The organism is Stenotrophomonas sp. (genome assembly GCF_059505245.1).
On sequence record NZ_JCACKF010000019.1, the window covers coordinates 78,836 to 105,489 of the forward strand.

Sequence of the window (26,654 nt, forward strand, 5' to 3'; positions counted from 1 at the left end):
GCAGCCGCAGCCGCTCCCCGATCTGTTCATGAAAGCCCTGTCCACACCCGTATTCATTCACACAGCCTGCCCTATATTCGCGCTCGCAGCGCCGCATATCGCGGCCATGACGGAGGCATCCCGATGACATCCATACGTCTTCTTGCCATTGCCGTGGGCTCGGCCGCAGCACTCGCCGTAGCGCCCGCCTTTGCCGATCCGCCGCACCATGCCCGCGGCAACGGCCCGCCGCCGCATGCAGGCGGCCCGCACCACCGCGATGCGCCGCCGCCGGGTTGGCAGAAGAAGGCCTGGCGTCGTGGCGAGCGCCTGCCGTGGGCCGAAGTGGACCGCCGCTACTGGGTAGACGATTACGCGCGCTATGACCTGCGCGAACCGGGCCGCGACCGGCGTTGGGTGCGCCAGTCCGATAACGAGTACCTGCTGGTGGAGATCGCCACCGGGCTGATCATCGACGCCCTGCATCGCTGAAGCGACCTGCAGCGTCCGCACACGCAGCGATTTACATCGGTGCAGACACCTTACGACCGGGGCCGTCCCGGTCGGCGGTGTCTGCGCCCACGGCGCCCCGCCCGCCTCTGCGGCCCGCCATGCATGCCCTCCCGCAGCGCGATGTACCCGCATATCAGCGCTGCGGCAAAGAGCCCCAGCGCCACCAGTAATTCGAATCCTCGATCACCAAAAAGCAGGCGGATGGAGATCTGCAGTGAGCACAGCTTGCCGCAGCGCAGGCCCTGCTCCTTGAAGCCATGGATGAGCACCAGTACGCCCATCAACGTGCACCACGCCACCAGGGCCAGGCTTGCGATGAAGATGAAAGGACGATGGATACGCATGCGCTTGCTGCGGTCCTCTACGGTGATGTCAGGCGCGACGTTGCGATCACGCGATCGGAAGCATCCAGTTCCACCGACCAGGCTTCGGTATCCAGTCCCAGCCGGTTCTCATACCACCATCGGTGCGCACAGCGACCACTGCATCCACGGCTGGCATAGCGGGTAAAGGGAACACCGGCGTGCTCCACTACGTCAGGGGGCCCCAACGCCCGCAGTACCTCGGCCCTGCTCGCCCCGACCGGGACCGAGGCGAGCGCGTGGGAATGCCACGCCGAGATCGCCGAGCAACCGGCCACGTACGCCACGAACAGGCCCGCAAGCCCCCACATCAGTGCCCTCATTGACAGATCCCCTCCTGCGCCGCGCGCCCGCGCATCATCCGCGCAGACTCTCTTCGACGTCAAACCCCAACGACAAGCGGACCTGTTGCGGCTCCCGGCAACCGTGCTAGCGTGCGCCGACCGATGTTTCAGGACGAACGCAGGGACACCCGTCGATGGCAGGCAAGCGCCGGAAGTGCAGGATCACGCAGGAGCTCGGTCTGGTCGTGAAGCGGTGCGGGCCCAAGGGCAGCGCCATGCCGAATCCAACGACCGGCCCTACGGACTGGAACTGCGAGAGCGGCTCAAGCGCCTGGCGCCGGAAGATCTGGTCAGGCTGCTTCCCGGCGGGGACTACAACGATGATCAGCCCTGAAGGAATGATCCGGCGCGCCATCGTCGTGACGCTCTGCAGTGTGCTGTGCGCCTGCGGCCTGGTGATGGACAGTTCGTTCGACACGCTGCGCGAGGCGCTTGACTCCGACATGGTGAACAAGGGATGGATTCCCAGCTGGGTGCCCCACGAGGCGACCGACCTGCGCGAGGTACACGACCTCGACTCGAACACCAGCGCGCTGGCCTTCTCCAAGCCTCCTGCGATACCACTGCGGCTGCCTGCGGATTGCCAGGCAACCACATTCAACGACAGTGATCCTGTTGCGTTCGATCGATACTGGTGGCCGGGCGACGGGACGCTCAAGTCGTCGTATCGCGTCTTTCGCTGCGCGCCCGAATCCGGAAAATCAGTCTTCGTCGCCATCAACAGGACCGAAGACCACGTGCTCTTCTGGCGAACCTACGCGCGGTGATGCGCCCGCGCCACCCTATTCCTCCCCAGGACCCCATGATGCCCAACGCACGTGCACGCTTCGTCGCCCTCGCCCTGTTGCTCCCGGCGTGGCTGCCGGCCTACGCCACGCAGAATGCCCCCGCCGACGTCAAGGCGATCGAACAGGTGGTCGAAGCGTTCCGCACCTCGCTGATCAACAAGGACAAGCCGACCTACATGGGCCTGTTCTTCTCTGACAAACCGGAAGACATCGGCTGGCAGTTCGTTTCCGAGGATGTGCGCCTGCAGGACATCCGCAAGGCCAAGCCCGATGCGATCAAGGCACGGCAGATTCCCGCCAACAACTTCATCGCGCTGATCGACGGGGCGATGGCCTCGCCGAAGCCGAAGGAGGAGAAGTTCTCCAACACGAGGATCGAAACGGACGGCGATGTGGCCTCGGTCTCGTTTGACTACAGCTTCCACGACGATGGGGTGAAGACCAACTGGGGCAAGGAAATGTGGCAGCTGGTCCGCACCGAGCAGGGCTGGAAGATCTTCTCGGTGATCTACTCGATCCGCGATTCACGCAGCCCGGGCGATTGAACCTCGCTTGACCGGGCCGAACCCAGGCCGCGATCCATTCAGCAAGGGCATTGGCATTCGGCCATCGATCGGGCAGAGTTCGGCCACGCGCAAGGACGCATGCCATGACCCGCCTGCTGATCATCGAAGACAACCCCGAGCTGGTTGCCAACCTGTATGCCTTCTTTGAACCGCTCGGCTACGTGCTGGACGACGCGCGCGACGGCGCCAGTGGCCTGCGCCGGGCAACGCAGCACGACTACGACGCCATCCTGCTGGACCTGATGCTGCCGCGCCTGGACGGCATGACGCTGTGCCAGAAGCTGCGCCAGGAGTTCCAGAACCCGGTGCCGATCCTGATGCTGACCGCACGCGATCCGGTCGAAGACCGTGTGCAGGGCCTGGCCCTGGGCGCGGATGACTACCTGGTCAAACCGTTCTCGCTGACGGAACTGGATGCACGGATCAAGGCCCTCGTACGAAGGGCACAGGGGCGCCAGGTCCAGAGCGTGCTGGCGTGGAAGGACCTGCAGGTGGACACGCGCTCGCCGCAGGCCTGGCGGCAAGGCCGCTGCATTGCGCTGACGCCCACGTCGCACAAGCTGCTGATGTGCCTGGTGCGTGCAGCTCCCGCCGTGGTGCGCAAGCAGGAGATGGAATATCTGGTCTGGGGCGACGAGCCACCGGACAGCGGCGCGCTGCGAACCCACATCCATGAGCTGCGCCTGCAGGTGGACCGCAGCTTCGACACCGCGCTGATCACCACGGTGCACAGCGTCGGCTGGCGCATGCAGGCGTGAGCCCTGCCTCCCTCTACCGCCGCCTGAGCCTGCGCACCCGCATCACGATCTCGTTCGTGCTGCTGATGGCCGGTGCCATGGGCTTCATCGTACTGGCCGAACAGGTCGACTACGACCAGGTCCGGGCTGCTGTCGTCGCACGGACCCAGCACGGCGAAGTGCAAAGGCTGCAGGCCGCGCTGGATCGTGGCCAACGCCCCGCCCTGCCACCAGGGACCCAGCTGTTCGATGCCCAGGACGTGCCTGTCGTGCTGCGCCAATACGGCCCGGGCTACCACGGCGAAGAGGCGCCCAACGAGTGGCACCTGCGTGTGTTCGACAGTCGTGGCCAACGTTACTACCTGCTGCAGGACGCTGCACCCTATGGTTATCTGGAACACCTGATCAATGCCTTTGCGGCACTGGTCATTTCGGTCTGCGTACTCGGCGCCTTCCTGATTGGCCGCAAGGTCGCTACCCACGTCATCGCGCCCATCACACGATTGGCCGATGCGGTGCAGGACGGCCACAAGCCCTTTCCCTACCAGGACGCACGCGATGAGATCGGCGTGCTCGCGCGCGCCTTTGCCCGCCATAGTGACGAGCTCGAACGGTTCCTGCATCGCGAGCAGTGCTTCAGCGGCGATGCCAGCCACGAGCTGCGCACGCCCTTGGCCATCATCGGCGGTGCTGCCGAAACGCTGGCCTGCCAGCTTCCGGCCGACAGCCACCTGGTTCCCAGCGCGGCACGCATCCTGCGCACCACCCAGGAGATGCAGCGCCAGCTGACCTGCCTGCTGCTGCTCTCGCGTGCCCCCGGCGCCGTGCCGCGCAACGCGGTGGCCCTGCGTCCGCTGCTCGAATCCTGCATGGAGCGCTGCCAGCCCTGGCTTTCCGGCAAGCCGGTGACCGTTGCGTTTGATGCCCGGCGTGACGCCGTGCTGGTCACCAACGCGGATCTGGCGCACAGCATCATCTGGAATCTGCTGCGCAATGCCTGCCAGTACACCGAAAGCGGCGAAGTGCGGATCACCCTCCACGACACCGCACTCATCGTCGCTGACACCGGACCCGGCCTGCCGTCCAGCATCGACCCACGGCAGTTCCAGCGCTTCGTGCCCGGTGGCGCGCACAGCGGCGAGGGGCTGGGGTTGTCGATCGTGCAGCGCATCGTCGAGCACCTGGGCTGGACGATGACCGTGGAATCCTCCGGGCAGGGGTGCCGGTTCACCCTGCGCTGGCCCCGCCCCCCGCATCTGACGGATTCCTGACATCGGGCTGCACATGCTCCGGGCTGCTCCCCCGCTCTGGAGACGGCATGCAGCACCCCAAGGACAGCGGCAAGTACCCGCACGGCAAGACCGGATTGAGCCGCATCTTCCACACCCTCATCCATTCGCGCGATGGCTTCATCGCCACCTTTCGCGGCGAGGCGGCGTTCCGCCAGTTGTTGCTGCTGCACGCGCTGCTGATGGCGGCTGCGTTCGTGCTGGACATCAGCACGGTCGAGCGGGCACTGGTGCTGGCGGTCTGCTTCATCAGCCTGCTGGTGGAACTGCTCAACTCGGCGATTGAAGCCGTGGTTGATCGCATCTCGCTGGAGAAGCATCCGCTGTCCAAGAACGCCAAGGACATGGGCAGCGCCGCGCAGACCACCGCGTTGTTGATGGTGGGTGCGGTGTGGGGCGTGATCCTGCTGGGCTAGCCCGGCAATCCTGACAACTTCCTGATAAGGCCGTTTCGATACTGCGCGCACTCCTGTTCCGCGGAACCTGCTCGTGCGTCAATGCCTCCGTTTCCCGCGGTCCCATCCAATCGTTCTGGTCTGGGCCGCCGCACTGTTCTTCGCCACGATTGGAAACCTCGCCCTCTGGAAGACGCTGTGGGGGCTGATCGATCTCAACAGCCTGCGCTGCATGCTGTTCCTGGCCAGCCTGCCGCCGCTGCTGTTCTGCCTGTTCAACCTGCTGCTGACGCCACTGCTGGCACTGCCATTCCTGCGCAGGCCGCTGCTGGTGCTGCTCGTTGTCGTCAGCGCCGCGTGCAGCTACTTCATGCTGCACTACAACGTGCTGATCGACCGCAGCATGGTGCAGAACGTGTTCGAGACCAATCAGGCCGAACTGAACGCCTATCTGTCGCTGCCGCTGCTGCTCACGCTGCTGGCGCTGGGCGTGCTGCCCGCTGCCGGGCTCGCCCTGGTGCGCACCACCCGCGGGGCCGGTTCGATACGTTCCCTGCTGGTGTGGCCGGCCAACGTCCTGGCGTCGCTTGTGGTGCTGCTGGCGATCGGCTTTTCGTTCTACAAGGACTACTCCTCGCTGCTGCGCAACAACCGCTACATCCGCGACCAGGTACTGCCGTTGAACGTGGTGCGCCATACCCACGGCTACCTGAAAAGCCTCTACAGCACCCGCCAGCAACCGTTGCGCCCGATCGGCACGGACGCGCGGCGCGTTCCGGGCCCGCGCCCGAAGCTGGTGGTCATGGTCGTCGGCGAGACCGCGCGTTCACAGAACGTCCAGCTCAACGGCTACCCACGCGCGACCAATCCCCGGCTCTCGCGCAAGGATGGCGTCATCAGCTTCAGTGATGTTTCCTCATGCGGAACCGCAACGGCGATTTCGGTACCGTGCATGTTCTCGCAGATGACCCGCCAGCAATACGACGACGTCCGCGCGGCGACCGAGGAGAACGTGCTGGACATCCTGCAGCGTACCGGCGTCGGCGTGCTCTGGCGCAACAACAACAATGGCGGCTGCAAGGGCGTGTGCGAGCGCGTGACGACCGAGGACATGCCCGCACTCAAGGTGGCCGGCCAGTGCGTCAACGCCGACGGCACCTGCTACGACGACGTGCTGCTGCATCAGCTCGGCGCACGCCTCGACGCCATCCATGGCGATGCCCTGGTCGTGCTGCATCAACTCGGCAGCCATGGGCCGACCTACTTTGAACGGTATCCCGCAGCGTCGCGGGCCTTCAGCCCGACCTGCGACAGCAACCAGATCCAGCACTGCAGCAACGAGGCACTGGTCAACACCTATGACAACACCCTGGTGCATACCGACCAGGTGCTGGCGGAGACCATCGACCTGTTGCAGGGCTATTCGGACCACCGCGACGTTGCGCTGATCTATGTCTCCGACCATGGTGAATCGCTCGGCGAACGCGGCATGTACCTTCACGGCACGCCCTACTTCATCGCCCCGCGCGAACAGACCCAGGTGCCGATGGTGATGTGGTTCTCAACGGAGTTCAGCCGCAACGCGGGCCTGGACATGGCCTGCCTGCGTGGGAATGCGCTGCACCGCGCCTACAGCCACGACAATGTCTTCCATTCCCTGCTGGGCCTGTTCGGTGTCAGCAGCAGCGTGTACCAGCGCGATCTGGATGTCTTCGCCGGCTGCCGGGCGACGACCGGCGCGCCGCTCGCCACCGCGCCGGCCAAGCGGCACCGGCTGATGCCGGTCACCGCCCGGAACGTGGCGCGTTACTGTGCGGCCAGGGCGAAATCCAGGCCGGCGCATACCGCCGCCACCTGGGCGTCGTTGCATTCCTGCGGGTTGGTGCGCGGGCTGTCCGGGTAGACCTCGGTGGTGGTGGCAAAGCGTGCATCGGTGAAGCCGGCGCAGGCACCAATCGAACGCGATTCGCCCCAGACCACGCCCGGCGACTGCAACGGCAGGCCGACCAGGTTGCCCTCGGCGTCGGCCGGGGCGATATGGGTGACCGGGGCGACGGCGGCGATCAGGGCCTTCTGGAACTCGGCCTGCGGATCCTCGCTGTTGCCGATCACGTAGAAGCCGTCCGGAATCGTGTCGCGCTCGAACGGCTTGCCGTCGCGGGCGCAGCGGGCCGGATCGAACTCGTGCAGGTCGCTGTCGGTGGTCTCGTGCAGGTCCAGGTGCACCAGCAGGTTCGGCTTGCGCTCGGCCACCCAGCGCATCAGCGCGGCGGCTTCCTCGATCTGGCCGCCGTCGCGGAAGCTGCGGTTCGGGTCGATGGCATCCGGGTTCCAGCGCTGGATGCGCTCGTAGCCCCATGGGCTGACGCACGGCGCCACGATCAGGTTCAGCCGGCCCAGGTAGCGCTCGGCCTGCTGTTCCAGGAACTGCAGGGCGCCATGCACGCCACTGGTCTCATAGCCGTGCACGCCGCCGGTGATCAGCGCGGTCGGCAGCGCCGGGTTCCAGTCGTGGTTGACCACGGCGAACAGCGGGTAATGGTCCGGCGCGTAGTCCAGCTGACCGTACTGGATCACATCGAAGCTGTCGTCCAGGCGTTCAAGCGCGGCCACCACATCGTCGTGGTAGCTGCGCTGGCGCTGCTGGCGGGCCCGCCACTGTGCGCGTTCCGCGTCGCCCCAGGGCTGTCCGGGGGTGCCGATCGGGTAGAACTGCGCAACAGTCATTGGGGAACTCCAGGGGTCGAACGGATGGGTGCAGCCGGACATTCTAAGCCTTGTCGCGCCCGCGGGCCCCTCCCCCCGGCCCCGCCTTCATCCAGGCCGGGTCATCTGGTTGTAAAATCAACGGTTTTTGGCCCCTCACCCCTTGATGGCGAACGCAGCGCAGCCGGTCCTGGGTGGACCGGAGTTCCTCCGCCTGCTCGCCCGTCTCAGCGACGGCGCGATGCCGGCCACCAGTCCCGCCCTGACCGAGCGCCTCGGCCAGTGGGTGGACTGGAGCCGCGCCGTGGCCCTGTCCGGGGCGCTCGGCGGACGCCTGCCCGAGCCCGGTGAAGCCGCCGAAGCGCTCGAGGATGTGCTGGCCGACTGCGCGCAGGCGCACGCCAGCCTGCTGGCCTCGATCAGTGAGGATGCCGAAGCCGAGCGCCTGCTGGACCTGGCCGAAGCCGCCGCTGTACCCAACTTCGCCTCGCTGCGCCAGCGCTATCGGGTGCTGCAGCAGGCCATCCAGACCGCCACCGGGCGCCTGCGCGGCCGACTGCGCGACCAGCTGGTGCAGGTTTCGCCCGAGCTGGCGCGGCTGGCCGAGGTCGATGCGGTGATGGAACAGACCCTTACCCCGCGCGAGCACAGCCTGCTGGCCACGGCGCCGGCGGTGCTCGGCGCCCGTTTTGAACGCGTGCACGGCCAGCCCGGCTGGCGCGCGGCCTTCCGCCATGACATGCGCACCCTGCTGCTCGCCGAGCTGCAGCTGCGCTTCCACCCGATCGAAGGGCTGCAAGACGCCCTGCGCTCCCACTGACCGGAACACCATGTCCAGAACTGCTTTCCATGTCGTTGTTTTCCTTGTCGGCCTGCTGGCCGTGTGCTGGATCGGCATTGGCTACGTTTCGGTGCATCCGCTGGGTGCAGCGGTGGCGGCGATCATCGCGGCCTGCTACATCGCCGGTGGCGTGGAGCTGTATCGCTACCGCCAGGCCAGCAACGGCCTGCGCAGCGCGCTGAACGACCTGTCCAGCGCGAAGGAAAGCCTCGCCGCCTGGCTGGAACGCGTGCCGCTGGGCCTGCGCAACGCCGTGCGCCTGCGCGTGGAAGGCGAGCGCACCGCCCTGCCCGCACCGGTGCTGACCCCATACCTGGTTGGCCTGCTGGTGCTGCTGGGCATGCTCGGCACCCTGCTGGGCATGATGGACACGCTGCGTGGCACCGGCCTGGCGCTGCAGAGTGCGACCGACATGGCCGCGATCCGCGGCTCGCTGGCCTCGCCGGTGCAGGGCCTGGCGGTGGCATTCGGTACCTCGATCGCCGGTGTGGCCAGCTCGGCCATGCTCGGCCTGCTGGCGGCACTGCTGCGTCGTGACCGCCTGCAGGCCGTGCAGCAGCTGGACCGCGCCATTGCCGGCGACCTGCATCCGTACTCGCAGGCCTGGCAGCGCGCCGAATCGCTGCGCCTGCTGCAGGCACAGTCTGCGGCGCTGCCGGCGCTGGTCGACCGCCTGCAGGCGATGACCAGCACTTTTGAACAGCACAGTGCGGCCGCCAATGAGCGCCTGCTGGCCGGCCAGGCCGAGTTCCTGACCCAGAGCCAGGCCCTGCAGGAACGCCTGGCCGTCTCGCTGCAGCAGTCGCTGCGCGAAGGGGCCGAAGCCAGCGCCGCCGCCATCGGTGGTGCGCTGCAGCCGATGGCCGAAACCACCCTGGCTGGCCTGGCCCATCACGGCGAAGCACTGCATGCCCGCGTCGAGCAGGCCGTGCAGCAGCAGCTGGCCGGCCTGAGCGAGGGTTTCGAGCGCAGCTGCGTCGCCACCGAGGCCAGCTGGGCCAGGGTGGTGAGCGAGCAGACCCAGGCACAACAGGCGCTGGTCAGTGATCTGCGCCAGCACCTGCAGGCCTTCAGCGATGGCCAGGCCACGCATGCCGAAGCGCTGGTCACACGTATCGGCGAGCGCCTGCAGGCCGATGCACAGGACAATGCGGAGGCCTTGCGTGCTGCCGCCGAACAGCAGCAGGCACTGAACAGCGCGCTGGTCGAACGCCAGCAGCAGGCGTTGATCGTCGCCAGCGAGCATCTGGACGCGCGTGCGCAGGCGCTGCTGCAGGCACTGGAGCAGCAGCACAGCGCCAGCCAGTCGCTGCTGCAGGACCACGAACTGCAACGTTCGCAGCAGTGGCAGGCCGCCCAGGCCGCCGCCGCCACCGCGCACGCCGAGCTGCAGGCCAGCCTGGACAGCCGCGAGCAGCAACGCCAGGCGAGCTGGGACGCGGTCAACGCCGAGCTGCAGCAGGCCCACGCCGCGCTGCAGGCGCAGCTGCAGGCCGGCGACGAACAGCGCCTGCAGCGCTGGAGCGAAGCCTTGCAGCACGTTTCCACCGAGCTGACCGAGCGCCTGCAGGCCAACGGCGAACGCCTGGCCGCGCAGCAGCAGCAGGTCTGCGACACCCTGGCGGCCACCGCACAGCAGATCGGCGAGAACGGTCGCGCGCAGGCCAGCGCCACGCTGGCTGAAGTGTCTACCCTGCTGCAGACCGCCGCGGCCGCTCCGAAGGCTGCTGCCGACGTCATCAACGAGCTGCGCAGCACGCTGTCCGAGAGCCTGGTGCGTGACAACGCGATGCTGGAAGAGCGCGGCCGCCTGCTGGTCACCGTGCAGACCCTGCTGGATGCGATCAATCACGCTTCGCACGAGCAGCGCACCGCTGTGGACGCACTGGTCGGTGGCTCGGCCGAGCTGCTGGAGCGCGTTGGCAATCGCTTCACCGACCATATCGCCGCAGAGACCGGCAAGCTGGATGGCATTGCCGCAGCGCTCAACGGCAGCGCTGCCGAAGTGGGCCAGCTGGCCGGCACGTTCGGCGAAGCGGTCGCGCAGTTCGGCAGTGCCGCCACCGAGTTGTCCGGCCGCCTGGAACAGATCGGCGGCGCACTGGATGCCTCGCTGGCCCGCAGCGACGAGCAGCTGGCCTACTACGTAGCCCAGGCGCGCGAGGTGGTCGACCTCAGCCTGCTGTCGCAGAAGCAGGTGATGGAAGAACTGCAGCAGCTGGCCGCGCGCCGCGGCAAGGCCGGCAGCGCATGAGCGACGAGCTGGAGGTCGACGGCGGTTCGCATGCCCCGATCTGGGCAGCCTTCGGCGACCTGATGTCGGTGCTGCTGGGCGCGTTCGTGCTCATACTGGTCGGTGTGGTCGCCGTGCAGCTGGAGCTGTCGCAGCGACTGGACCAGGAAGTGAAGCAGCGCCAGGCCGAAGCCAAGCGTCTGCAGACCCTGGAACAGGCGCTGGCGGGCCCGCTGGCGGCCGGTCGCGTGACGCTGGTGGATGGCCGCATCGGCATCAGCGGCAGCGTGCTGTTCGCGCTGAACTCCGACCAGCTGCAGCCCGAAGGCCAGGAGCTGCTGCGCAGCCTGGCCGCACCGCTGGCCGCCTACCTGGGCAGCCGCGAAGAGATCCTGATGGTCAGCGGCTTCACCGATGACGCGCCGGTACGCGAAGGCAACCGGCGTTTCGCCGACAACTGGGAGCTGTCGGCGCAGCGCTCGCTGACCGTGACCCGCACCCTGATCGCCGATGGCGTACCGGCGGACGCCGTGTTCGCCGCCGCGTTCGGCAGCGAGCAGCCGGTCAGTTCCAATGCCAACGAGGAAGGCCGCGCACGCAACCGTCGCGTAGAGATCGCGCCGATTCCCAAGCCCAAGGCCCCGGATGCCAAGTAAGCCGCCAGCGCTCGAAGGCCTGCGCGCACTGGTGCGCGACCTTGATGCAGGGTCGCGCTCGCTGCCGCATTACCCGCAGGTGCCGATGCTGCAGCAGGTGCAGCGCGAGTGGTCGGAGCTGCGCAGCGAACTGCAGGTGCGCCGCTCCCTGCGCACCGAGGCCCCGGCTGACGGCGGCCCGCTGAACTCGGCGGTGCTGGTGCAGCGCATGCTGGACACGATGCAGGCCACCAGCCCCGGCTACCTGCGCCACTTCATCGACTACGTGGACACCTTGTCCTGGCTGCAGGCACTGCAGGATGGCGCCGCCAGCGGTGCGGATAGCGCAAAGCCGAAGCGCACGCGCAAGCCGCGCCAGACGCCGAAGGAGTAGCGCCGGCTGCTGGCCGGCGGCTACGCGTCTCCGCGCGGGTCATGGGGTTGTCGGCCAGCGGCCGGCACTACCATCGCGGGTGCTCTGTGCGCCGGCACACGATCTGCGCTGCGCTTCGGTTCTGCCGTGGTACTGCCGGCCGCTGGCCGGCATCAGACCGGACCGACCACGGCCGAAGCGCACTCAAGCGGCGCCGAACAGCGAATGGCCGCGCTGAACATCGACTGGTAGTGCCGGCTACCGGCCGGCAGCCATGCATCTCCGCGCGGGTCATGGGGTTGCCGGCCAGCGGCCGGCACTACCACCGAGGCTGCTCTGTGCGCCGGAACGCAATCTGCGCTGCGCTTCGCCCTTGCTTTGGTAGTGCCGGCCGCTGGCCGGCATCACAACCAGACCGACCACGGCCGAAGCGCGCGCAAGCGGCGCTGAACAGCGAATGGCCGCGCTGAACATCGACTGGTAGTGCCGGCTACCGGCCGGCAGCCATGCATCTCCGCGCGGGTCATGGGGTTGCCGGCCAGCGGCCGGCACTACCACCGAGGGTGCTCTGTGCGCCGCAGCGCAACTGCGCTGCGCTTCGCCTTTGCTTTGGTAGTGCCGGCCGCTGGCCGGCATCACAACCAGGCCGACCACGGCCAAGACGCGCGCAAGCGGCGCTGAACAGCGAATGGCCGCGCTGAATATTGACTGGTAGTGCCGGCTGCTGGCCGGCAGCTACGCGTCTCCGCGCGGGTCATGTGGTTGCCGGCCAGCGGCTGGCACTACCATCGCGGGTGCTCTGTGCGCCGGAACGCGATCTGCGCTGCGCTTCGGTTCTGCCGTGGTAGTGCCGGCCGCTGGCCGGCATCACACCCAGACCGACCACGCATGCGGATACTCGCCAATCTGCCCAGCAAGACCGGCGCGTACCGGATTCCCCGGGATGTACAGCGCTTGCCGCGCCATCGACTCCTCGGCCCTCACGGCATGATCGAAGTAGCCGGGCTGCCACACCGTACTTCGACGGCCCGCCAAGCGATTCAGGGCGAGCGCGCTCGACGATTTCATCCGGCGCGCGATGTCGGGAAGGTGAGCTGCGCGCAGTCCGAACATCCAGTGGACGTGATCCGGCATGACGACCCATGCGTGTGACCGTACGAGCCCGCGCTGTTCGATGTAGTGGAACTGGTCGATCACACATGCTGCTGCAGCTTTGCTTTCAAAGAGCCGGCGGCGCTGATGCGTGGTAGTTGTCAGAACGTAGACCTGGCCGATGATCGAGTGACGGCCCAGGCGGAGGCGATGGCTGCTCATGCCCCATGGTGGGTCGATCATTGCGCGTTGGCTGTCGGGCCATGCCTCGATGGAGGTTGGGAGATGTCTGAAGTTGAATGAGGTTGCCGGCCAGCGGCCGGCACTACCGGAGCCATGGATTGTCCGCCAGCGGCCGGCACTACCGGAGCTGTGGGTTGCCGGCCAGCGGCCGGCACTACCAGCCGTCGGGGCTCAGCCGCGCAGGGTGGCGCCGCCGTCGACGTACAGGTCGCTCATCGCCACGTGCCCGGCCTGTTCCGAGAGCAGGAACATCACCGAGTGCGCGATGTCCTCGGGGGTGGCCAGCTTGCGCAGTGGAATGCCAGCCTTGTAGGTCTCCAGGCTGCCGGCGATCACCCGCTCGGCACCGTGCTCGTCCTGCCACATGCCGGTCTGCATCGGGGTCAACGTCGATCCCGGGGCGACGATGTTGCAGCGGATTCCCAGCGGCGCCAGCTCCAGCCCGAGGCAGCGGGTGAACATGGTGGCGGCGGCCTTGGATGCCGCATAGGCGGCCATCCCGTGTCGCGGCACACCGGCCGCATTCGAGCTGACGGTAACCATCGCGCCCTGCCCGCGCGGCGACATCACCCGCGCCAGAGCACGCCCGACATGGAACACGCCGTCGGTGTTCACCGCGAACACCCGGCGCCAGTCGTCATCGCCGGTCTCGGTCACGCCGCCCACATGCAGCACACCGGCCACGCTGGCGGCCAGCATGATCGGCCCGATGCTGGACTCGACCCGATCCACCAAGGCGTCGACGGCCGCACTGTCGGTCACGTCAAGAGCAAACGCCTGCACACGTGCATCCGCGAACATGGGTGCCTCGCGATCGGTCGCCACCACGGTGCAACCGGCCGCGGCCAGCAACCGTACCAGTGCCTCGCCGATGCCGCCGGCAGCGCCGGTCACCAGCGCCACACGACCATCAAAACCGGTCAATTGCATGTTGCGGTCTCCTGTTGCTCGTCCCAGTGGCGCAGCCGCGCCGACAACCACGGTGCCAGCTGCGCCACCGCATCGCGGCCTGTCAGTTCGGCGTGCAGGAACGGCAGTTCCAGTGCCTGCACCTTGCGCGCGTGGGTCCGCCACAACGCCGACTGCAGCTGTGGCCGCGCCTGGTGATCCCGGCCCGCGCGGACGTGCACCAGCGTGCCGTCGAATGGTTGGTGGATGTGTTCGCGGATCAGCCGGTTGGTACCGGTCACCGCGCGTACCACGCCGTCAAGCACCACATCCGGCAGGCTGCCCAACGCACTACCGCCGCGACGCAGGAACGCGAGTATGCGTTCACGACTGTCCAGTTCCGGATGCGCATCCGGGTCATGGCCGGCAATCGCCAGTAGTGCCCGCAGTGCGGCGACGGCGTCCGGTTCAGGCTCGGCCCGCCAGCACTCGCTGGGATAGGCGTCCAGCAGCACCAGTTCGCCGACGTCGCGGCCGATCTCATGCAGCCGCACCGCCATCGCCTGGGCGAGGATGCCGCCCACCGACCAGCCCAGCAGATGCACCGGCCCCTTCGGCTGCAGTGCGACCACGCGCCGTACGTATTCGTTGGCCATCGCCTCGATGCTGCTCGGCAGTGGCAGCCGCGCGTCCAGTGCCGGCGACTGCAGGCCATACACCGGGCGGGCTGGTTGCAGTGCCCGGGCCAGGGTGCGGTAGTTCCAGGCGATGCCACCGGCCGGGTGCAGCACGAACAGCGGCGTGGGCCCGGCAGCGTCGGTTGCGGCCAGCGCGATCACCGGCCCCAGCGCGTGATCGGCCAGCGCGGGTGGCGCGGCAATACGAACCGCCAGCGCGGCCACGGTGGGCTGGGCAAACAAGGCGCCCAAACCTAGATCGCAGCGCCAGCGCTGCTCGATCGCCAGCAGCAGGTGCACCGCCGACAGCGAGTCACCGCCGAGACTGAAGAAGTCCGCATCCACCGCCACCGGCGCCTCACACCCAAGCGCCTGGGCAAACAGCAACGCTAGCTCCTGTTCCAACGGCGTGCGCGGCGCCAAGCCCGCAACTTCACGTTGCGGTGGCTTCGGCAACGCGTTGCGGTCGAGCTTGCCGTTGGCGGTCACCGGCCAGTGGTCCACACCAACGATGGCCGAGGGCACCATGTAGTCCGGCACACGCGTGGCGAGGTGGCTGCGCAGCATTACGGCATCGGCAAGCGCGGTCGGCACATAGGCCACCAGACGCGCTTCGCCGGGAGCATCCTGGCGTAGCAGCACTTCCACCCGTTCCATGCCCGGCAGTTCGCGCAAAGCCGCCTCGATCTCGCCCAGTTCGATGCGCAGGCCGCGCAGTTTCACCTGATGGTCGCTGCGGCCCAGGTACTCCACCGCACCATCGCGGCGCCAGCGCGCCACGTCGCCGGTGCGGTAGATGCGCTCGCCCGCCAGGAAAGGATCGGCAAGGAAGCGTTCGGCGGTCAGATCGTCGCGACCGAGATAGCCGCGTGCCAGCTGCACGCCGCCCAGGTACAGGTCACCGGTCACGCCGACCGGCACCGGTTGCATCCGGGCGTCCAGCACGTACAGGCGGGTGTTCCAGACCGGGAAGCCGATCGGCACCGGCCGCGAGCGATCCTGCGCTGACGCCGGCCAATAGCTGACGTCCACTGCGGCCTCGGTCGGGCCATACAGGTTGTGCAGTTCTGCGTGCACGCGCGCATGGAAGCGGTCGCGCAACGCAGCGTCCAGCGCCTCGCCGCTGGTGAATACGCGGCGCAGCTGCAAACCTTCGGAGGCCGGCGCAGCGAGGAAGGCGTCGAGCATCGACGGCACGAAATGCGCCGTGGTGATGCCATGGCCCCGGATCAAGCGCGCCAGTTCAGTGGGATCGCGATGCGCATCGGGCCTGGCAACCACCAGCGTTGCCCCGCACAGCAGCGGCAGGAAGAATTCCCAGACCGAGACATCGAAGGTGGCCGGGGTCTTCTGCAGCACGCGGTCATCGGCGCCGATGCCGTAGTGCTCGCGCATCCACAGCAGGCGATTGACGATCGCGCGGTGTTCGACGACCACGCCCTTGGGCTCGCCGGTCGAACCGGAGGTATAGATCACATAGGCGGCATCGCTGGGCGCAGGATCCGCCCATGGCGCCGCAAAACTCAGGGCGGTCCACTGCTCCGGCGCGAGCACCGGCACACCGGCCATGCGCACCGATACGTCTGGCGCAGCCAGTACGCACACCGGCTGCGCCGACGCAAGAATACGTGCCAACCGCTCATCGGGATGGGCAAGGTCCAGCGGAAGATAGGCCGCGCCTGCGCGCAGCACCGCGACCAGCGCGAGCACCAGTTCCAGCGAGCGCGGCAATGCCACCGCGACTACGCTGCCCGGGCCGACGCCCATGCCGCGCAGTTGTGCGGCAAGCGCGAAACTGCGCGCTTCCAGCGTTGCATAGTCGAGCGTAGTGTCGCCGAACACCAGCGCCGGCGCGTGCGGATCCCGATCCATGCCCTGCTGCAGCAGTTCAACCAGGGTAGTCTCGGGAAGCGCATGCGCGGTGGCATTGAAACCGTGCAGCACCTGCTGCGCCTCCTCAAGCGTCGCCAAAGGCACGGCTGCAATATCGTCAGCCTGCAATGCTGCCGACACGAAATGCAGCAACCGCGCTGCATGCGCATCGACATCCTCGCGACTGTACAGCGCGGGATTGGCCTCGATCTCCAGATCGAGAAGGTGCTGGCCATCGCCACGGAAGCCCAGTGTCAGATCATCCACCGGCCCGGTGCACAGCACCTCCAGCGTCGCCTGCACGCCGGCCAGCGCCAGCGGCTTGTAGAACGGCTGCACATTCACCAGCGGACCGTGCAGGCGCTGCTGCGCGCCGACCAGCCCCAGGTCCCGGCGCAGCTGCTCACTGCGGTAACGGCCGTGCTTGCGACCCTGGCTGAGCTGCCGGCCCAGGCCGCGGGTGAAGGCCTCGACGCTGCCCTCGCCGGCCGCTACGCGCAGCGGCAACACGTTCATCGCCATCGCCGGCACCCGCGCCGACGCGTTGCCGAGCCGGCCCATGTAGGGCACGCCCAGCACCACTTCATCGGCGGCGCTCATCCGCCGCAAGTACTCGGCCGACAACGCGGCCAGCACATCCGGCCAGGGCTGCAGCCAACGCACCGAGGCCTGCAGCAGCTGCTCACGGAAGGCCGCATCGAGCGGCTGCACCCAGCGCAGCGCGTCGTCACTGGCCGCGAGCGTGCCGGCCAGGCCCACGCCTGCCGGTGCGCCCTTCATGTGCTCACGCCACCACTGCCCGGCCAGCGCGCGGCGCGGATCGGCACGATAAGCGGCGTCATCCGCCAGCACGCCCGCCAGCCCTGGCAGCGGTTCAGCCATGCGACCGGCATGCAACGCGCACACGCGATCGGTGAACAGCGCCATGCCGTAGCCATCGGCGGCCAGATGATGCACGCGCAGGTACCAGACCCAGCGCTGCCCGCCCAGGTCAAACAACACCTGCTGACTGATCCGGTCACGGGTGGGATCGACCGGGCTCAGACGGTCGGTGTGCATCAGGTTGCGTGCCGCAGCGGCGGGATCCGCCGCGGTGGAAACATCGCGCACCGAAAGCAGCGGCACGTGTGCCGGGTCATGCCACTGCAGCGGCTGGCCATCGGCCCCTTCGGCAAAGCGCAATGCGAAGGCCTGGGCCTCGCCTGCAGCCTGGTCTGCCGCTGCAATGAACGCGGCCACGTCCAACGGGCCGTCGATCCACACCGCGTGCGCGGTATTGAATGACGGATTGTCCGGTGCCAGCCGCTGTGCGAACCACAGTCCGGCCTGGGCCTCGGTCAATGCCACCGGTGTGGCCAGCGCAGCGGCGTTCATGCGTTCTGCGCGGCCTGCAGTTGCTGCACCACAGCCCACCACTGGCGCAGCGTGGTGTGCTCGGCCAGCTGCGAGAACTCAATGGGCAGGCCGGTGTTGCCCCAGGCCAGGACCAGGCCGAGCATGCGCATCGAGTCCAGGTCCAGGTCGATCAGGTTGTCGTCGTCACCGATCTCGGCCGGAGCACATTCCAGCACGCGCGCCACGTCGGCACGCATCCGCTCCAGATCCAGCACGTCACCCGTGGCGGCCATCACAGCACCTCCAGCAACTGGTCGGTGGTCATCGGTACGCCACAGGTGCGGGCAATCCAGTGCAGGGCCTGATCGTGGTCGGCACGCGAGAAATCCGCTACCGCATCGGCCGCGATGAACGCCTCGATGTCGCGCTGGAAGGCTTCGACCACGGTGGCCGTGCAGCCTATATGCGCATACACGCCAGTGACCAGCAGCTGGTCGCGTCCACGCACCCGCATCAGCGTCTCCAGGTTGCTGCGCTGGAACGCGCTGTAGCGGTGCTTCACCAGCACGTGCTCGCCAGGCTGCGGTGCCAGTGCCTCGATGATTGGTTCATGGTCGGCGCTGCGACGCATGCCTGGTCCCCACAGGTCGGCCTGCAGGCCACGGTCACGGCGGTCCTGGTCGCCATGCTGGGCGGTGTAGAACACCGGAATGCCGTGCGCGCGGCAATGCGCCAGCAGCCGTGCGATGTTGTCCACTGCCGGCCGCAGCGGTGCGTTGCCGGCGTCGAATGCGGCCAGGAAATAGCGCTGCATGTCGTGCACCAGCAGCGCGACACGATCGCGCTGGGGGCGCCACGGGCCGCGCGCCTGCGGCAGTTCGGCGGCAGTCGGCAAGGGGTAATCGGTGATACGGGGCAGCGCCATCAGCGCGTTCCTCCTGTCTGTTGCAGATGACGCGCACGCAGCTGCGCGCGCAGTTCGCGGCGGCTGATCTTGCCGACCGCGGTGGTATCGAAACTGTCGACGAACACGACCTGGTCGGGCACCTTGAACGCGGCCAGGCCGCGCCCGCGCATCCAGGCCTTCAGTGCCGGCGCCTTGAACGGCTCGCCCTGCGCAATCACGAACGCGCAGCTGCGCTCACCGAGATACTCGTCAGGAATGGAGACCACGGCGGCGTCGAACACGCCGGGGTGGGCCAGAAGGTGATCTTCGATCTCCTCGGCGGAGATTTTCTCGCCCGCCCGGTTGATGTGGTCACCGGCACGGCCCTGCACCACCAGGTAGCCTCCGGGCAGCTGCTGCACGCGGTCGCCGGTGCGGTAGAAGCCGTCGTCGGTGAACGAACGCGCATTGGCCACCGCATCGTTGTGGTAGCCACGGATGGTGTACGGGCCGCGGGTCAGCAGATGCCCTACCTCGCCTTCCGGCACCGGCTGGTCATGGTCATCGACCACGCGCACCTCGTCGTCCGGGCTGATCGGCCTGCCCTGGCAGGCTACGATCAGCTCTTCCGGATCATCCAGCCGTGTGTAGTTCACCAGGCCTTCGGCCATGCCGAACACCTGCTGCAGGGTGCAGCCCAGGCCGTCAATCACCCGCCGTGCGGCTTCCGGCACCAGTTTGGCCCCGCCTACCTGCAGTACCTGCAGGCTGGACAGGTCGTGCTTGCTGGTGGCGGCGGCCTGTGCCCACAACAGCGCCAGCGGCGGCACCAGCCCACAGCAGGTCACTTGCTCGCGCGCGATCAGCGGGAAGGCCGCATCCGGCCCCGGACCGGGGCTGAGCACCACGCGGGCACCGGCATACAGCGCGCCGAAGAAACCGGGCGAGCTCATCGGGAAGTTGTGCGCGGCCGGCAGCGCGACCAGATACACGCTGTCGCGGTCGATGCCGCAGAGGTCATTGCTGGCACGGAACGAGTAGATGTAGTCGTCGTGGGTGCGTGGAATCAGCTTGGACAGCCCGGTGCTGCCACCGGAGATCTGCAGGAACGCCACCGACTGCGGGTCCGGGTCGGCCGGCAGCTGGTTGCGGTCTCCCTGCAGCGCCTCGAGCGCGGTGAACTCTGCTGCGTCGCCATCGATGACCACGTGGCGCAGCGCCGGCACCTCGGCTTGCAGCGCCCGCGCCAGCCCGCGATGATCAAAGCCATCGTGCAGGTCGGCAGTGATGTAGGCACTGGCTTCGGCCTTGTTGGCGAAGTGCACCAGCTCGGTGATGCGGTGCGCCGGCAGCGCGTACACCGGCACCAGGCCGGCGCGGAACAGCCCGCATACGGTGGCGATGAACCCGGCGGTGTTGCCCAGCTGTACCAGCACCCGCTCACCGGGTTGCAGGCCGAGTGCCAGCAGTCCGGCACCGATGCGACCGGCCTCGTGCCACAGCTGCGCGTAGCTCAGGCGCACATCGCCAGCGACCACGGCGATGTCATCAGCGTAGCGTTCCGCACGCTCACGCAGGAACGCCGGGAAGGTCTCGCCGCGCCAGTAGCCCGCCTCGCGATAGCGCGCCACCAGCGCATCGGGCCATGCCTGCTGCAGTGGCAGGCGGGAAGAAACAGTGGGCGTGTTCATGCAGCAGGCTCGATGACGGGCGCGGCGTCGTGGGCGCCCAACGCGTTCAACAGGGCGGCAAACTTCGCCGCGGTTTCGGCGACCTCGGCCTCGGGCTGCGACTGGGCAACGATGCCGGCGCCGGCGTACAGGCGCAGCTGCGTGCCCTGCAGGCGTGCGCAGCGGATCGCCACATACCAGTCACCATCCCCTTGCGCATCCAGCCAGCCGACCGCACCGGCATAGAAGCCACGCGGCACCGGCTCAAGCTCGCGGATACGCTGCAGTGCCGCCAGCCGGGGTGTACCGCAGACCGCCGGCGTTGGATGCAACTGCGCCAGCAGCTCGGCCGCCGATGTCTTCGGATCCTTCAGGGTGGCGTGGATGCGGGTGCCGAGATGCCACATGCTGGCGGTGGCATGCAGCACCGGGCGCGGCTGCGCATCGATGTGGCTGCAGTACGGCGCCAGGCCCTCGATGATGGCCTCGACCACGTGGCGGTGCTCGTCATGGTCCTTGTTCGAAGCCAGCAGCGCCTGCGCGGCGCGCTCGTCCTCGGCGGCATCGGCACTGCGGCGCGCGGACCCGGCCAGCGGGTGCGACAACAGCTCGGCGCCACGCTTGCGCAGCAGCAGCTCCGGTGTTGCGCCGACCAGCCAGGCCGGTGCGTGCCCCGGTTCAACCGGAAGCGGCACCGCATAGGTCGCCACCGAGGGATCCGCGCCCAACCGCGCCAGCAGCACCTCCGGAGACAGCGCATGGCGGCTGTGCGCCAGCAGGCTGCGCGCCAGCACCACCTTGTGCAGGTCCTGGTCGGGCGCGCGCAGCGCCTTCACTGCCGCGGCAACCGCGGCTGCATAGTCCTGCGCTGCGGGCTCCGCCTGCAGCGGGCCCTGCAGCGCCGGCGCCGCCCGTGGTTGCAACGGCAGGGCCGGCAGCAGGCGCTCGGGCTGGTACAACGCGTCGTCGGCATGCGGTTCGAATGGCACCGCACCGACCAGCAGGCCCGGACCGCCACGCTGCTGGGCGAAGAAGGCCGCAACGCGCTCCGCCAGGGTTGCCAGCGTGCCACCCGGCAGCGCGAGGCGGCAACCGCGTGCGTGCACATGCTGGCCTGCATGCTGCAGCAAGAACAGCGACGCGTCGTCAGTGCTCTCCAGCGCCGCGGGCGCAGCCTCCGGCCACGCGCCCTGCATCAGGGAATCGTTCATGGGGTCTCCTTCATCCGATGCGCTGCAGCCAGCGCGCACAGCAACAGCAGCAGCGCGCCGACCAGCAGATATGGCAGGCTGGGCCCGCCGCGATACAACAGCATGCCGAGCATCGGCCCGGCCACCATGCCCAGCCCCTGCGCGGCAGCGACCGTACCCGCTGCGGCACCCTGCTCGTGCGCTTCCACCGCGTCGGCGGCCAGCGCCTGGAACGAGGGGAATACGAAGCCCATGCCGAACGCGGCCAGCGCGTACGCCGCCGGCAACTGCCAGCCCTGCTGCACGCCCGCCACCGAAGCAAAGCCAATGCCGGAAATCAGCGCGCCGAGGATGATCCAGCGGCGCGGATGCACCTCCAGCTTCATCACCAGCGCCTGCGCCAGGATCAGTCCGATGCCGACCGCGGTCAGCGCGATGCCGGCCATGCGTGCACCAGCGGCAGCATCCAGGCCCAGGCGATCAATCGCGAAAAAGCCCACCGTCACCTGCGCGATGGTCACCGAGACCATGGCGATGAGCGCCGCCAGCTGCGGCAGGCGCAGGCGCGGGTCGAGGCGGCTCATCGGCGCGCGGCGCTGTGCGGACGCGCCAACCACCGGCGGTGTAGCCGGCAGCCGCCAGGCCAGCAATGCCAGTGCCAGCAGCGGCAGCAACGCGGCCACGTACAGCGCCAGCGAAAGGTTGGTATAGGCAAGCCAGCCGGCAGCGGCCGGCCCGAGCACCATGCCCAGCGCATTGGCGCTGCCCAGTCGGGCGAGGAATTTCGCACGTTGGCCGGTCGGTGCCTTGTCGGCGATGAGCGCGGCTGCGGTAGGCGGCACCGCCGCGTAGAACAGGCCGATCAGGCCTCGCGCACCGACCAGCACCAGCACCGATACCAGTACCGGCGGCACCGCCTGCAGGGCAACGTCGATGAACACCGCCAGCGCGATGTAGACCACGGTGTAGGCGCTCATCGCCAGCATCAGCACGCGCTTGCGGCCGATGCGGTCGCTGAGCTGGCCCCAGGGGCGCGCGGCCAGCATCCACAACATGCCCGCGGCGGTGACCGACAGTCCGGCATGCCACTCGGACAGCCCGAGCATGCGGACCACCGGACCGATCACGGCGACGAAGGACATCATCGCCATGGTGCCGATCAGGGCGGCCACTACCAGCGCCGGCAAGCCGGGAACGACGGGACGTGCGTGCATGGAACACCAGCCGTAACAGGAAGGGATCGCCGGGCGCACCTGCGCCCCGCCCGGCGCCGGCCCTGCTCAGGACCGGACGCCATCCTCAAATGATAACGGCTCGTATTTGCATTTGATACCCATTCTCTTGAACGGGCACGCAACGGCGACTTCAGCGCACCGCGCGCAGGCCCAACAGGCCACGGCGCTTGAACCACCATTCCAGTGGCAGCGTCACCAGCGGCGGGATGGCTGCCAGTAGCGCCAGCGCACTGGCCCACCACGGCCAGCGCAGGCGCAGCGCCGCGAACAGCGTCACCGCCACATAGAGCAGGAACGCCACGCCGTGCAGGGGTCCGAACAGCTTCACCAGGGCCACGTTGGCCATGGGGCCGTACTTCATCCACATGCCGATGAGCAGGCCGGCCCAGGTCACGGCCTCGATGAAAGCGACCGCGGCGAACAGGCGTCCGCTCGGGTGCATGGGGGAACGTTGGGTCACACGCGGCTCCGGCAGCGGGGTATCAAATGCGAATGATACGCAGATGCGGACTTCCAGCACACCGGCGAGCGCAGCGTTGGCAACGATGAAGCGCGTCCACCCAGGTGGACACCTACCGGGGCATATTCGGCAGAACCTGCTCCCCGATCTCACGCAACACCGCGTCCATCGGCCGCCCGTTGTCGACCAGATTGAACATCACGTGCGCCACGCCCTGCCCATGCACGCGCAGCAGATAGTCACGCAGGCCATCGCGGCCGACCTTCAGGCCCAGCGGCAGCGGCTCGGCTGGCGCCTGCGGATCTGCCTGCAGATCCAGCAGCATCGACTGCACGAACGGCTTGCCTGGGCCACCACGCTGCACCAGCGCCTGCTGCCACAGGCCGATGCGCCCCTCCTGCGCGACCTCCTCACGATGATAGGTGGCCCAGCCTTCGGCCTCGCGCGCGATCCACTGCAGGCTCTGCCGCGCGGTACCCACCACCAGCATCGGGATGCGGGTTGCCGGCGCCGGCAGCACGTCGAAGCCACCCGTGGCCTGCAGTACGGCGGTCCGCGCATCGGCCTCCGGTGACAACGCCGCGCGCAGCAACGTCCAGCGCTCACGGAAGGTCGTCGCCCTGCCCTCCAGATCCTCGCCGAAGGCGGCGAATTCTTCCGGGCGGTCACCCGAACCCAGGCCCAGCACGAACCGCCCTGCACTGATCCGGTCCAGGCTCAAGGCCGACTTCGCCACCTGCAACGGCTGGCGCAACGGCAACACGATGGCGGCGGTACCGACCACGATGCGCGTGGTCGCGGCGGCCAGCATGCCCAGCCACAGGAAGGGGTCGTCCAGCGCGCTCGCCGTCGCGTCCGGACCCTGCGGCACCATCAGCGGTACATCGCGCGCCCACAACGCGGCGAAACCAAGATCGTCGGCCAGCCGCGCAATGCGCCGCGCCGCGCCCGGATCGGCCAGCCCATGCGCCGCAACGGGCGTCATCAGGCCCAGGCTCAGTCCCTGTTGCGGAAACAACGAAGCGTAGGCGGGATTGAATTCACTCATGGGACCAGCTTAGCGTGCAGGCAACCGGCGACGATGACACGCCACACGCCACAGGAAGATCGCTGCATGCCGAGGATCCGCCCCGCCCACATCGATGACCTGCCCGCGATGAGCGCGGTATGCCTGGCCGCATTCACTGCGGCCGTCGCGCCCTCGCTCAGCGCGGCCGGCATTGCTACGTTCGGCAGTGTCGCCGCCGCCGATGCGTTCGCTGCACGCCTGCAGGGTGACAACCACATCCTGGTGGCCGAGCAGGATGGCCGCATCCTCGGCGTGGTAGAGCTGAAGGAAGGCCGCCACCTGGCGATGCTGTTCGTCGATCCCGCCTGCCAGGGCCAGGGCATCGGCCATGCCCTGTTCGAAGCCGTGCTGCCGCACCTGCGCACACCGGTGCTGACCGTGCGCGCCTCGCTCAACGCAGTGCCTACCTACCTGCGCTATGGCTTCGTGCTGGACGGTGATGTCGGCGAGTTCAACGGGCTGGTGTACCAGCAGATGGTGCGGGCAGCCGCCTGAGGACAGCGGGTGTCATGCCCCGCTGCACGGCCGATATAAGCAAACTGAATCAGCACACTCCCCGGTCATTCCTACAATGGACTGTCCCCCCTTCGAGATGCCGCCGATGCGCGTCGCGCTTTCCGTGTTGCTGCTGGCTTCGGCGCTGAGCGCCTGCACCCCGGCCCCGGTGTCCACCGCCAGCTCCGCCGAGGCGCCCGCGCCGGCGTCCGCCATCGCCTGGCGCCAGGGCGATGTGGACGATGCCTTCGCCGAGGCCGCCGACAGCGGAAAGCCGGTGCTGCTGTACTGGGGCGCGGTCTGGTGCCCGCCGTGCAACCAGCTCAAGGCTGGCCTGTTCAAGGACCCGGCGTTCATCGCGTTGACCGGCAAGTTCGTGCCGGTCTACCTGGATGGCGACGAGGAAGGGGCACAGGCTTGGGGCGAACGCTTCGGGGTGCGCGGCTATCCGACCCTGATCGTGCTGGACCCACAACGCAATGAGCTCACCCGCGTGGCCGGCGGCAACGACGCGGCCGAACTGACCCGTGCGCTGACCGTCGCGGCCGGGCGCCGCAGCGCCATCGCCGCCACCCTGGCGACGGCACTGGCCACGCCGGACAGGCTGGCCGCCGAAGACTGGCAGGTGCTGGGCGACTACGGCTGGGAAGTCGACGCCAACCGCCTGGCCGGCGAGCGCAGGAGCCAGGATGTGCTGCGCCAGCTGTCCAAGGCCGCACCCGACGCGGCGCTGCAACGCCGCTTCGCCCTGCTGGCCCTGGCCACCGCCGACACGCCCGCCAGCTCGCCCACCGAGGTGCGTGAGCTGCTACAGGCAGTGCTGGCGCAACCTGCCGAAGTCCGTCGTAACCGCGAACTGCTGGGCTACGCGGGCGCGACGCTGGTCAAGCAGGCCAGTGCGGGGCCGGCCACCAGCAACACGCTGGGACAGCAGCTGCTGGTCGCACTGGAGCGCGCAGATGCCGAGCGCGGCAACCGTGCCGACGACGCGCTGTCGCGTGCGCTGACCGAAGTGTCGCTGGCCCGTCAGCAGCAGCCCAACGGCGCACTGCCCGCGGCCCTGGTTGAGCGGGTCAAGCAGCGCGTGGCCGCTGCCGATGCCGCCGCCACCGATGCGCATGCACGCCAGGCGACGATCAGCAGCGCGGTCTACGCACTGCGCCAGGTCGGCGACGACGCGGGCGCCGAGGCGCTGTTGCTGGCCGAGCTGAAACGCAGCGAACAGCCGTACTACTACATGCCCGAGCTGGCCGAACTGGCCGAGCAGCGCGGCGACACCGCCGGTGCGCTGGAGTGGCTGAAGCGCGCCTACGATGGTGCGCAGGGCCCGGCCACCCGCGTGCAGTGGGGCGTGCTGTACGTGGAGGGCCTGTTGAAGCTGGCGCCGGACGATGCACCACGCATCGAGCAGGCCACCGCCTCGCTGATCGCCGAACTGGAAGCGCAGCCGTCGGGCTACCACCAGCGTACCCGCCAGCGTTTCGAGCGCCTGGCCGGGCAGTTGAAGACGTGGAGCGGCAAGCACCAGGGCGCCGAAACACTGGCGCGGCTGCAGCAGCGGATGCAGCAGGCGTGCGAGGAACAGGTTGATGGTGCGTGCAAGGATTGGTTGAGTTGATGAAGGCGCTGGCGGCTGGTTCGCCTGCCGGCGCTTTCGTTGATCCGTGTGGGAGGGGGCGGGGGGCGCTGGCCAGGGCCCCCCAAAGCCCCGCCCTGGGGCTGGATGGCGCCCTCCATGGCGGCAACGGGCCGGTGCAGCGGGCCCCGGCCCCACCTGACAG

25 protein-coding genes are annotated in these 26,654 nt (G+C 68.3%); 13 read left to right on the top strand and 12 right to left on the bottom strand.

Features of this window, described 5'->3' with window-relative positions; all coding sequences use genetic code 11:
- Positions 1-123: 123 nt before the first annotated feature.
- Complete coding sequence (locus AC5JLE_RS08490; protein WP_478439506.1) at positions 124-471, top strand: RcnB family protein; 348 nt, start codon at positions 124-126, stop codon at positions 469-471.
- Positions 472-521: 50 nt separating this feature from the next.
- On the opposite strand, the gene AC5JLE_RS08495 is transcribed toward AC5JLE_RS08490, so the two are convergent.
- On the bottom strand, positions 522-836 hold the full coding sequence (locus tag AC5JLE_RS08495) for a hypothetical protein (protein WP_049420791.1): 315 nt from the start codon (positions 834-836) through the stop codon (positions 522-524).
- A 682-nt stretch (positions 837-1,518) separates the two neighbouring features.
- Between AC5JLE_RS08495 and AC5JLE_RS08500 the strand changes: the two genes are divergently transcribed.
- The 6 genes from AC5JLE_RS08500 (at position 1,519) to AC5JLE_RS08525 (ending at position 6,876) form a co-directional block, all read left to right on the top strand.
- Complete coding sequence (locus AC5JLE_RS08500) at positions 1,519-1,965, top strand: YbbD-related protein (RefSeq protein WP_197561426.1); 447 nt, start codon at positions 1,519-1,521, stop codon at positions 1,963-1,965.
- A gap of 35 nt (positions 1,966-2,000) precedes the next feature.
- Positions 2,001-2,531, top strand: a complete 531-nt coding sequence (locus AC5JLE_RS08505) for a Cif family virulence factor (protein WP_197574572.1) — start codon at positions 2,001-2,003, stop codon at positions 2,529-2,531.
- Between the two features lie 104 nt (positions 2,532-2,635).
- A complete protein-coding gene (locus AC5JLE_RS08510; RefSeq protein WP_032962486.1) occupies positions 2,636-3,310 on the top strand; it encodes a response regulator transcription factor in 675 nt (224 codons plus the stop codon).
- Positions 3,307-4,560: a sensor histidine kinase gene (locus tag AC5JLE_RS08515; protein WP_496065204.1), complete on the top strand. Its 1,254-nt coding sequence runs from the start codon at positions 3,307-3,309 to the stop codon at positions 4,558-4,560. Before AC5JLE_RS08510 ends, AC5JLE_RS08515 begins: the two co-directional genes overlap by 4 nt.
- 47 nt (positions 4,561-4,607) lie before the next feature.
- Positions 4,608-4,994: a diacylglycerol kinase gene (locus AC5JLE_RS08520; protein WP_014647409.1), complete on the top strand. Its 387-nt coding sequence runs from the start codon at positions 4,608-4,610 to the stop codon at positions 4,992-4,994.
- 73 nt (positions 4,995-5,067) lie between these two features.
- Positions 5,068-6,876 carry a phosphoethanolamine transferase gene (locus AC5JLE_RS08525; RefSeq protein ID WP_496065205.1) on the top strand — a complete coding sequence of 603 codons (1,809 nt, stop codon included), beginning with the start codon at positions 5,068-5,070 and terminating at the stop codon, positions 6,874-6,876.
- Here AC5JLE_RS08525 and AC5JLE_RS08530 read toward each other — a convergent pair.
- Positions 6,780-7,700, bottom strand: a complete 921-nt coding sequence (locus AC5JLE_RS08530; RefSeq protein ID WP_032962492.1) for a M14 family metallopeptidase — start codon at positions 7,698-7,700, stop codon at positions 6,780-6,782. The two genes, AC5JLE_RS08525 and AC5JLE_RS08530, sit on opposite strands and share 97 nt — an antisense overlap.
- 145 nt (positions 7,701-7,845) lie before the next feature.
- On the opposite strand from AC5JLE_RS08530, the gene AC5JLE_RS08535 reads away from it, so the two are divergent.
- Genes AC5JLE_RS08535 through AC5JLE_RS08550 form a run of 4 tightly spaced genes read left to right on the top strand, consistent with a single transcriptional unit; the run spans position 7,846 to position 11,782 of the window.
- Positions 7,846-8,499 (top strand): DUF3348 family protein, encoded by a 654-nt coding sequence (locus tag AC5JLE_RS08535; RefSeq protein ID WP_032962494.1) that lies wholly within the window; start codon positions 7,846-7,848, stop codon positions 8,497-8,499.
- A gap of 10 nt (positions 8,500-8,509) precedes the next feature.
- Complete coding sequence (locus AC5JLE_RS08540; RefSeq protein WP_496065206.1) at positions 8,510-10,774, top strand: DUF802 domain-containing protein; 2,265 nt, start codon at positions 8,510-8,512, stop codon at positions 10,772-10,774.
- Positions 10,771-11,409 carry an OmpA family protein gene (locus AC5JLE_RS08545; protein ID WP_005409939.1) on the top strand — a complete coding sequence of 213 codons (639 nt, stop codon included), beginning with the start codon at positions 10,771-10,773 and terminating at the stop codon, positions 11,407-11,409. The genes AC5JLE_RS08540 and AC5JLE_RS08545 overlap by 4 nt, the downstream gene beginning before the upstream one ends.
- On the top strand, positions 11,399-11,782 hold the full coding sequence (locus AC5JLE_RS08550; protein ID WP_049407312.1) for a DUF2894 domain-containing protein: 384 nt from the start codon (positions 11,399-11,401) through the stop codon (positions 11,780-11,782). The genes AC5JLE_RS08545 and AC5JLE_RS08550 overlap by 11 nt, the downstream gene beginning before the upstream one ends.
- 846 nt (positions 11,783-12,628) lie before the next feature.
- Here the strand turns inward: AC5JLE_RS08550 and AC5JLE_RS08555 are convergent.
- From AC5JLE_RS08555 to AC5JLE_RS08600, 10 genes are all read right to left on the bottom strand, one after another.
- Complete coding sequence (locus AC5JLE_RS08555) at positions 12,629-13,075, bottom strand: REP-associated tyrosine transposase (protein WP_496065207.1); 447 nt, start codon at positions 13,073-13,075, stop codon at positions 12,629-12,631.
- 192 nt (positions 13,076-13,267) lie between these two features.
- Entirely contained in the window at positions 13,268-14,026 is a 759-nt protein-coding gene (locus AC5JLE_RS08560; RefSeq protein WP_241884003.1) for a 2,3-dihydro-2,3-dihydroxybenzoate dehydrogenase, read from the bottom strand.
- Positions 14,017-17,907 (bottom strand): enterobactin synthase subunit F, encoded by a 3,891-nt coding sequence (locus tag AC5JLE_RS08565; protein ID WP_496065208.1) that lies wholly within the window; start codon positions 17,905-17,907, stop codon positions 14,017-14,019. The genes AC5JLE_RS08560 and AC5JLE_RS08565 overlap by 10 nt, the downstream gene beginning before the upstream one ends.
- Positions 17,904-18,161 carry a phosphopantetheine-binding protein gene (locus AC5JLE_RS08570; protein ID WP_032962506.1) on the bottom strand — a complete coding sequence of 86 codons (258 nt, stop codon included), beginning with the start codon at positions 18,159-18,161 and terminating at the stop codon, positions 17,904-17,906. The genes AC5JLE_RS08565 and AC5JLE_RS08570 overlap by 4 nt, the downstream gene beginning before the upstream one ends.
- A complete protein-coding gene (locus AC5JLE_RS08575; RefSeq protein WP_032962508.1) occupies positions 18,161-18,793 on the bottom strand; it encodes an isochorismatase family protein in 633 nt (210 codons plus the stop codon). The genes AC5JLE_RS08570 and AC5JLE_RS08575 overlap by 1 nt, the downstream gene beginning before the upstream one ends.
- A complete protein-coding gene (locus tag AC5JLE_RS08580; RefSeq protein WP_049439392.1) occupies positions 18,793-20,445 on the bottom strand; it encodes a (2,3-dihydroxybenzoyl)adenylate synthase in 1,653 nt (550 codons plus the stop codon). Before AC5JLE_RS08580 ends, AC5JLE_RS08575 begins: the two co-directional genes overlap by 1 nt.
- On the bottom strand, positions 20,442-21,635 hold the full coding sequence (locus AC5JLE_RS08585; RefSeq protein WP_496065209.1) for an isochorismate synthase: 1,194 nt from the start codon (positions 21,633-21,635) through the stop codon (positions 20,442-20,444). Before AC5JLE_RS08585 ends, AC5JLE_RS08580 begins: the two co-directional genes overlap by 4 nt.
- On the bottom strand, positions 21,632-22,828 hold the full coding sequence (locus AC5JLE_RS08590) for an MFS transporter (protein ID WP_496065210.1): 1,197 nt from the start codon (positions 22,826-22,828) through the stop codon (positions 21,632-21,634). The genes AC5JLE_RS08585 and AC5JLE_RS08590 overlap by 4 nt, the downstream gene beginning before the upstream one ends.
- Before the next feature lie 151 nt (positions 22,829-22,979).
- Complete coding sequence (locus AC5JLE_RS08595; protein ID WP_041863547.1) at positions 22,980-23,291, bottom strand: DUF3817 domain-containing protein; 312 nt, start codon at positions 23,289-23,291, stop codon at positions 22,980-22,982.
- Positions 23,292-23,421: 130 nt separating this feature from the next.
- Positions 23,422-24,357, bottom strand: coding sequence for a TIGR03571 family LLM class oxidoreductase (locus AC5JLE_RS08600; protein WP_496065211.1), 936 nt, complete (start codon positions 24,355-24,357; stop codon positions 23,422-23,424).
- A 66-nt stretch (positions 24,358-24,423) separates the two neighbouring features.
- Here AC5JLE_RS08600 and AC5JLE_RS08605 point away from each other — a divergent pair, with 66 nt between their 5' ends.
- Positions 24,424-24,873, top strand: coding sequence for a GNAT family N-acetyltransferase (locus AC5JLE_RS08605; RefSeq protein WP_032962518.1), 450 nt, complete (start codon positions 24,424-24,426; stop codon positions 24,871-24,873).
- A 97-nt stretch (positions 24,874-24,970) separates the two neighbouring features.
- Positions 24,971-26,491: a thioredoxin family protein gene (locus AC5JLE_RS08610; protein ID WP_496065214.1), complete on the top strand. Its 1,521-nt coding sequence runs from the start codon at positions 24,971-24,973 to the stop codon at positions 26,489-26,491.
- Positions 26,492-26,654: the final 163 nt, after the last annotated feature.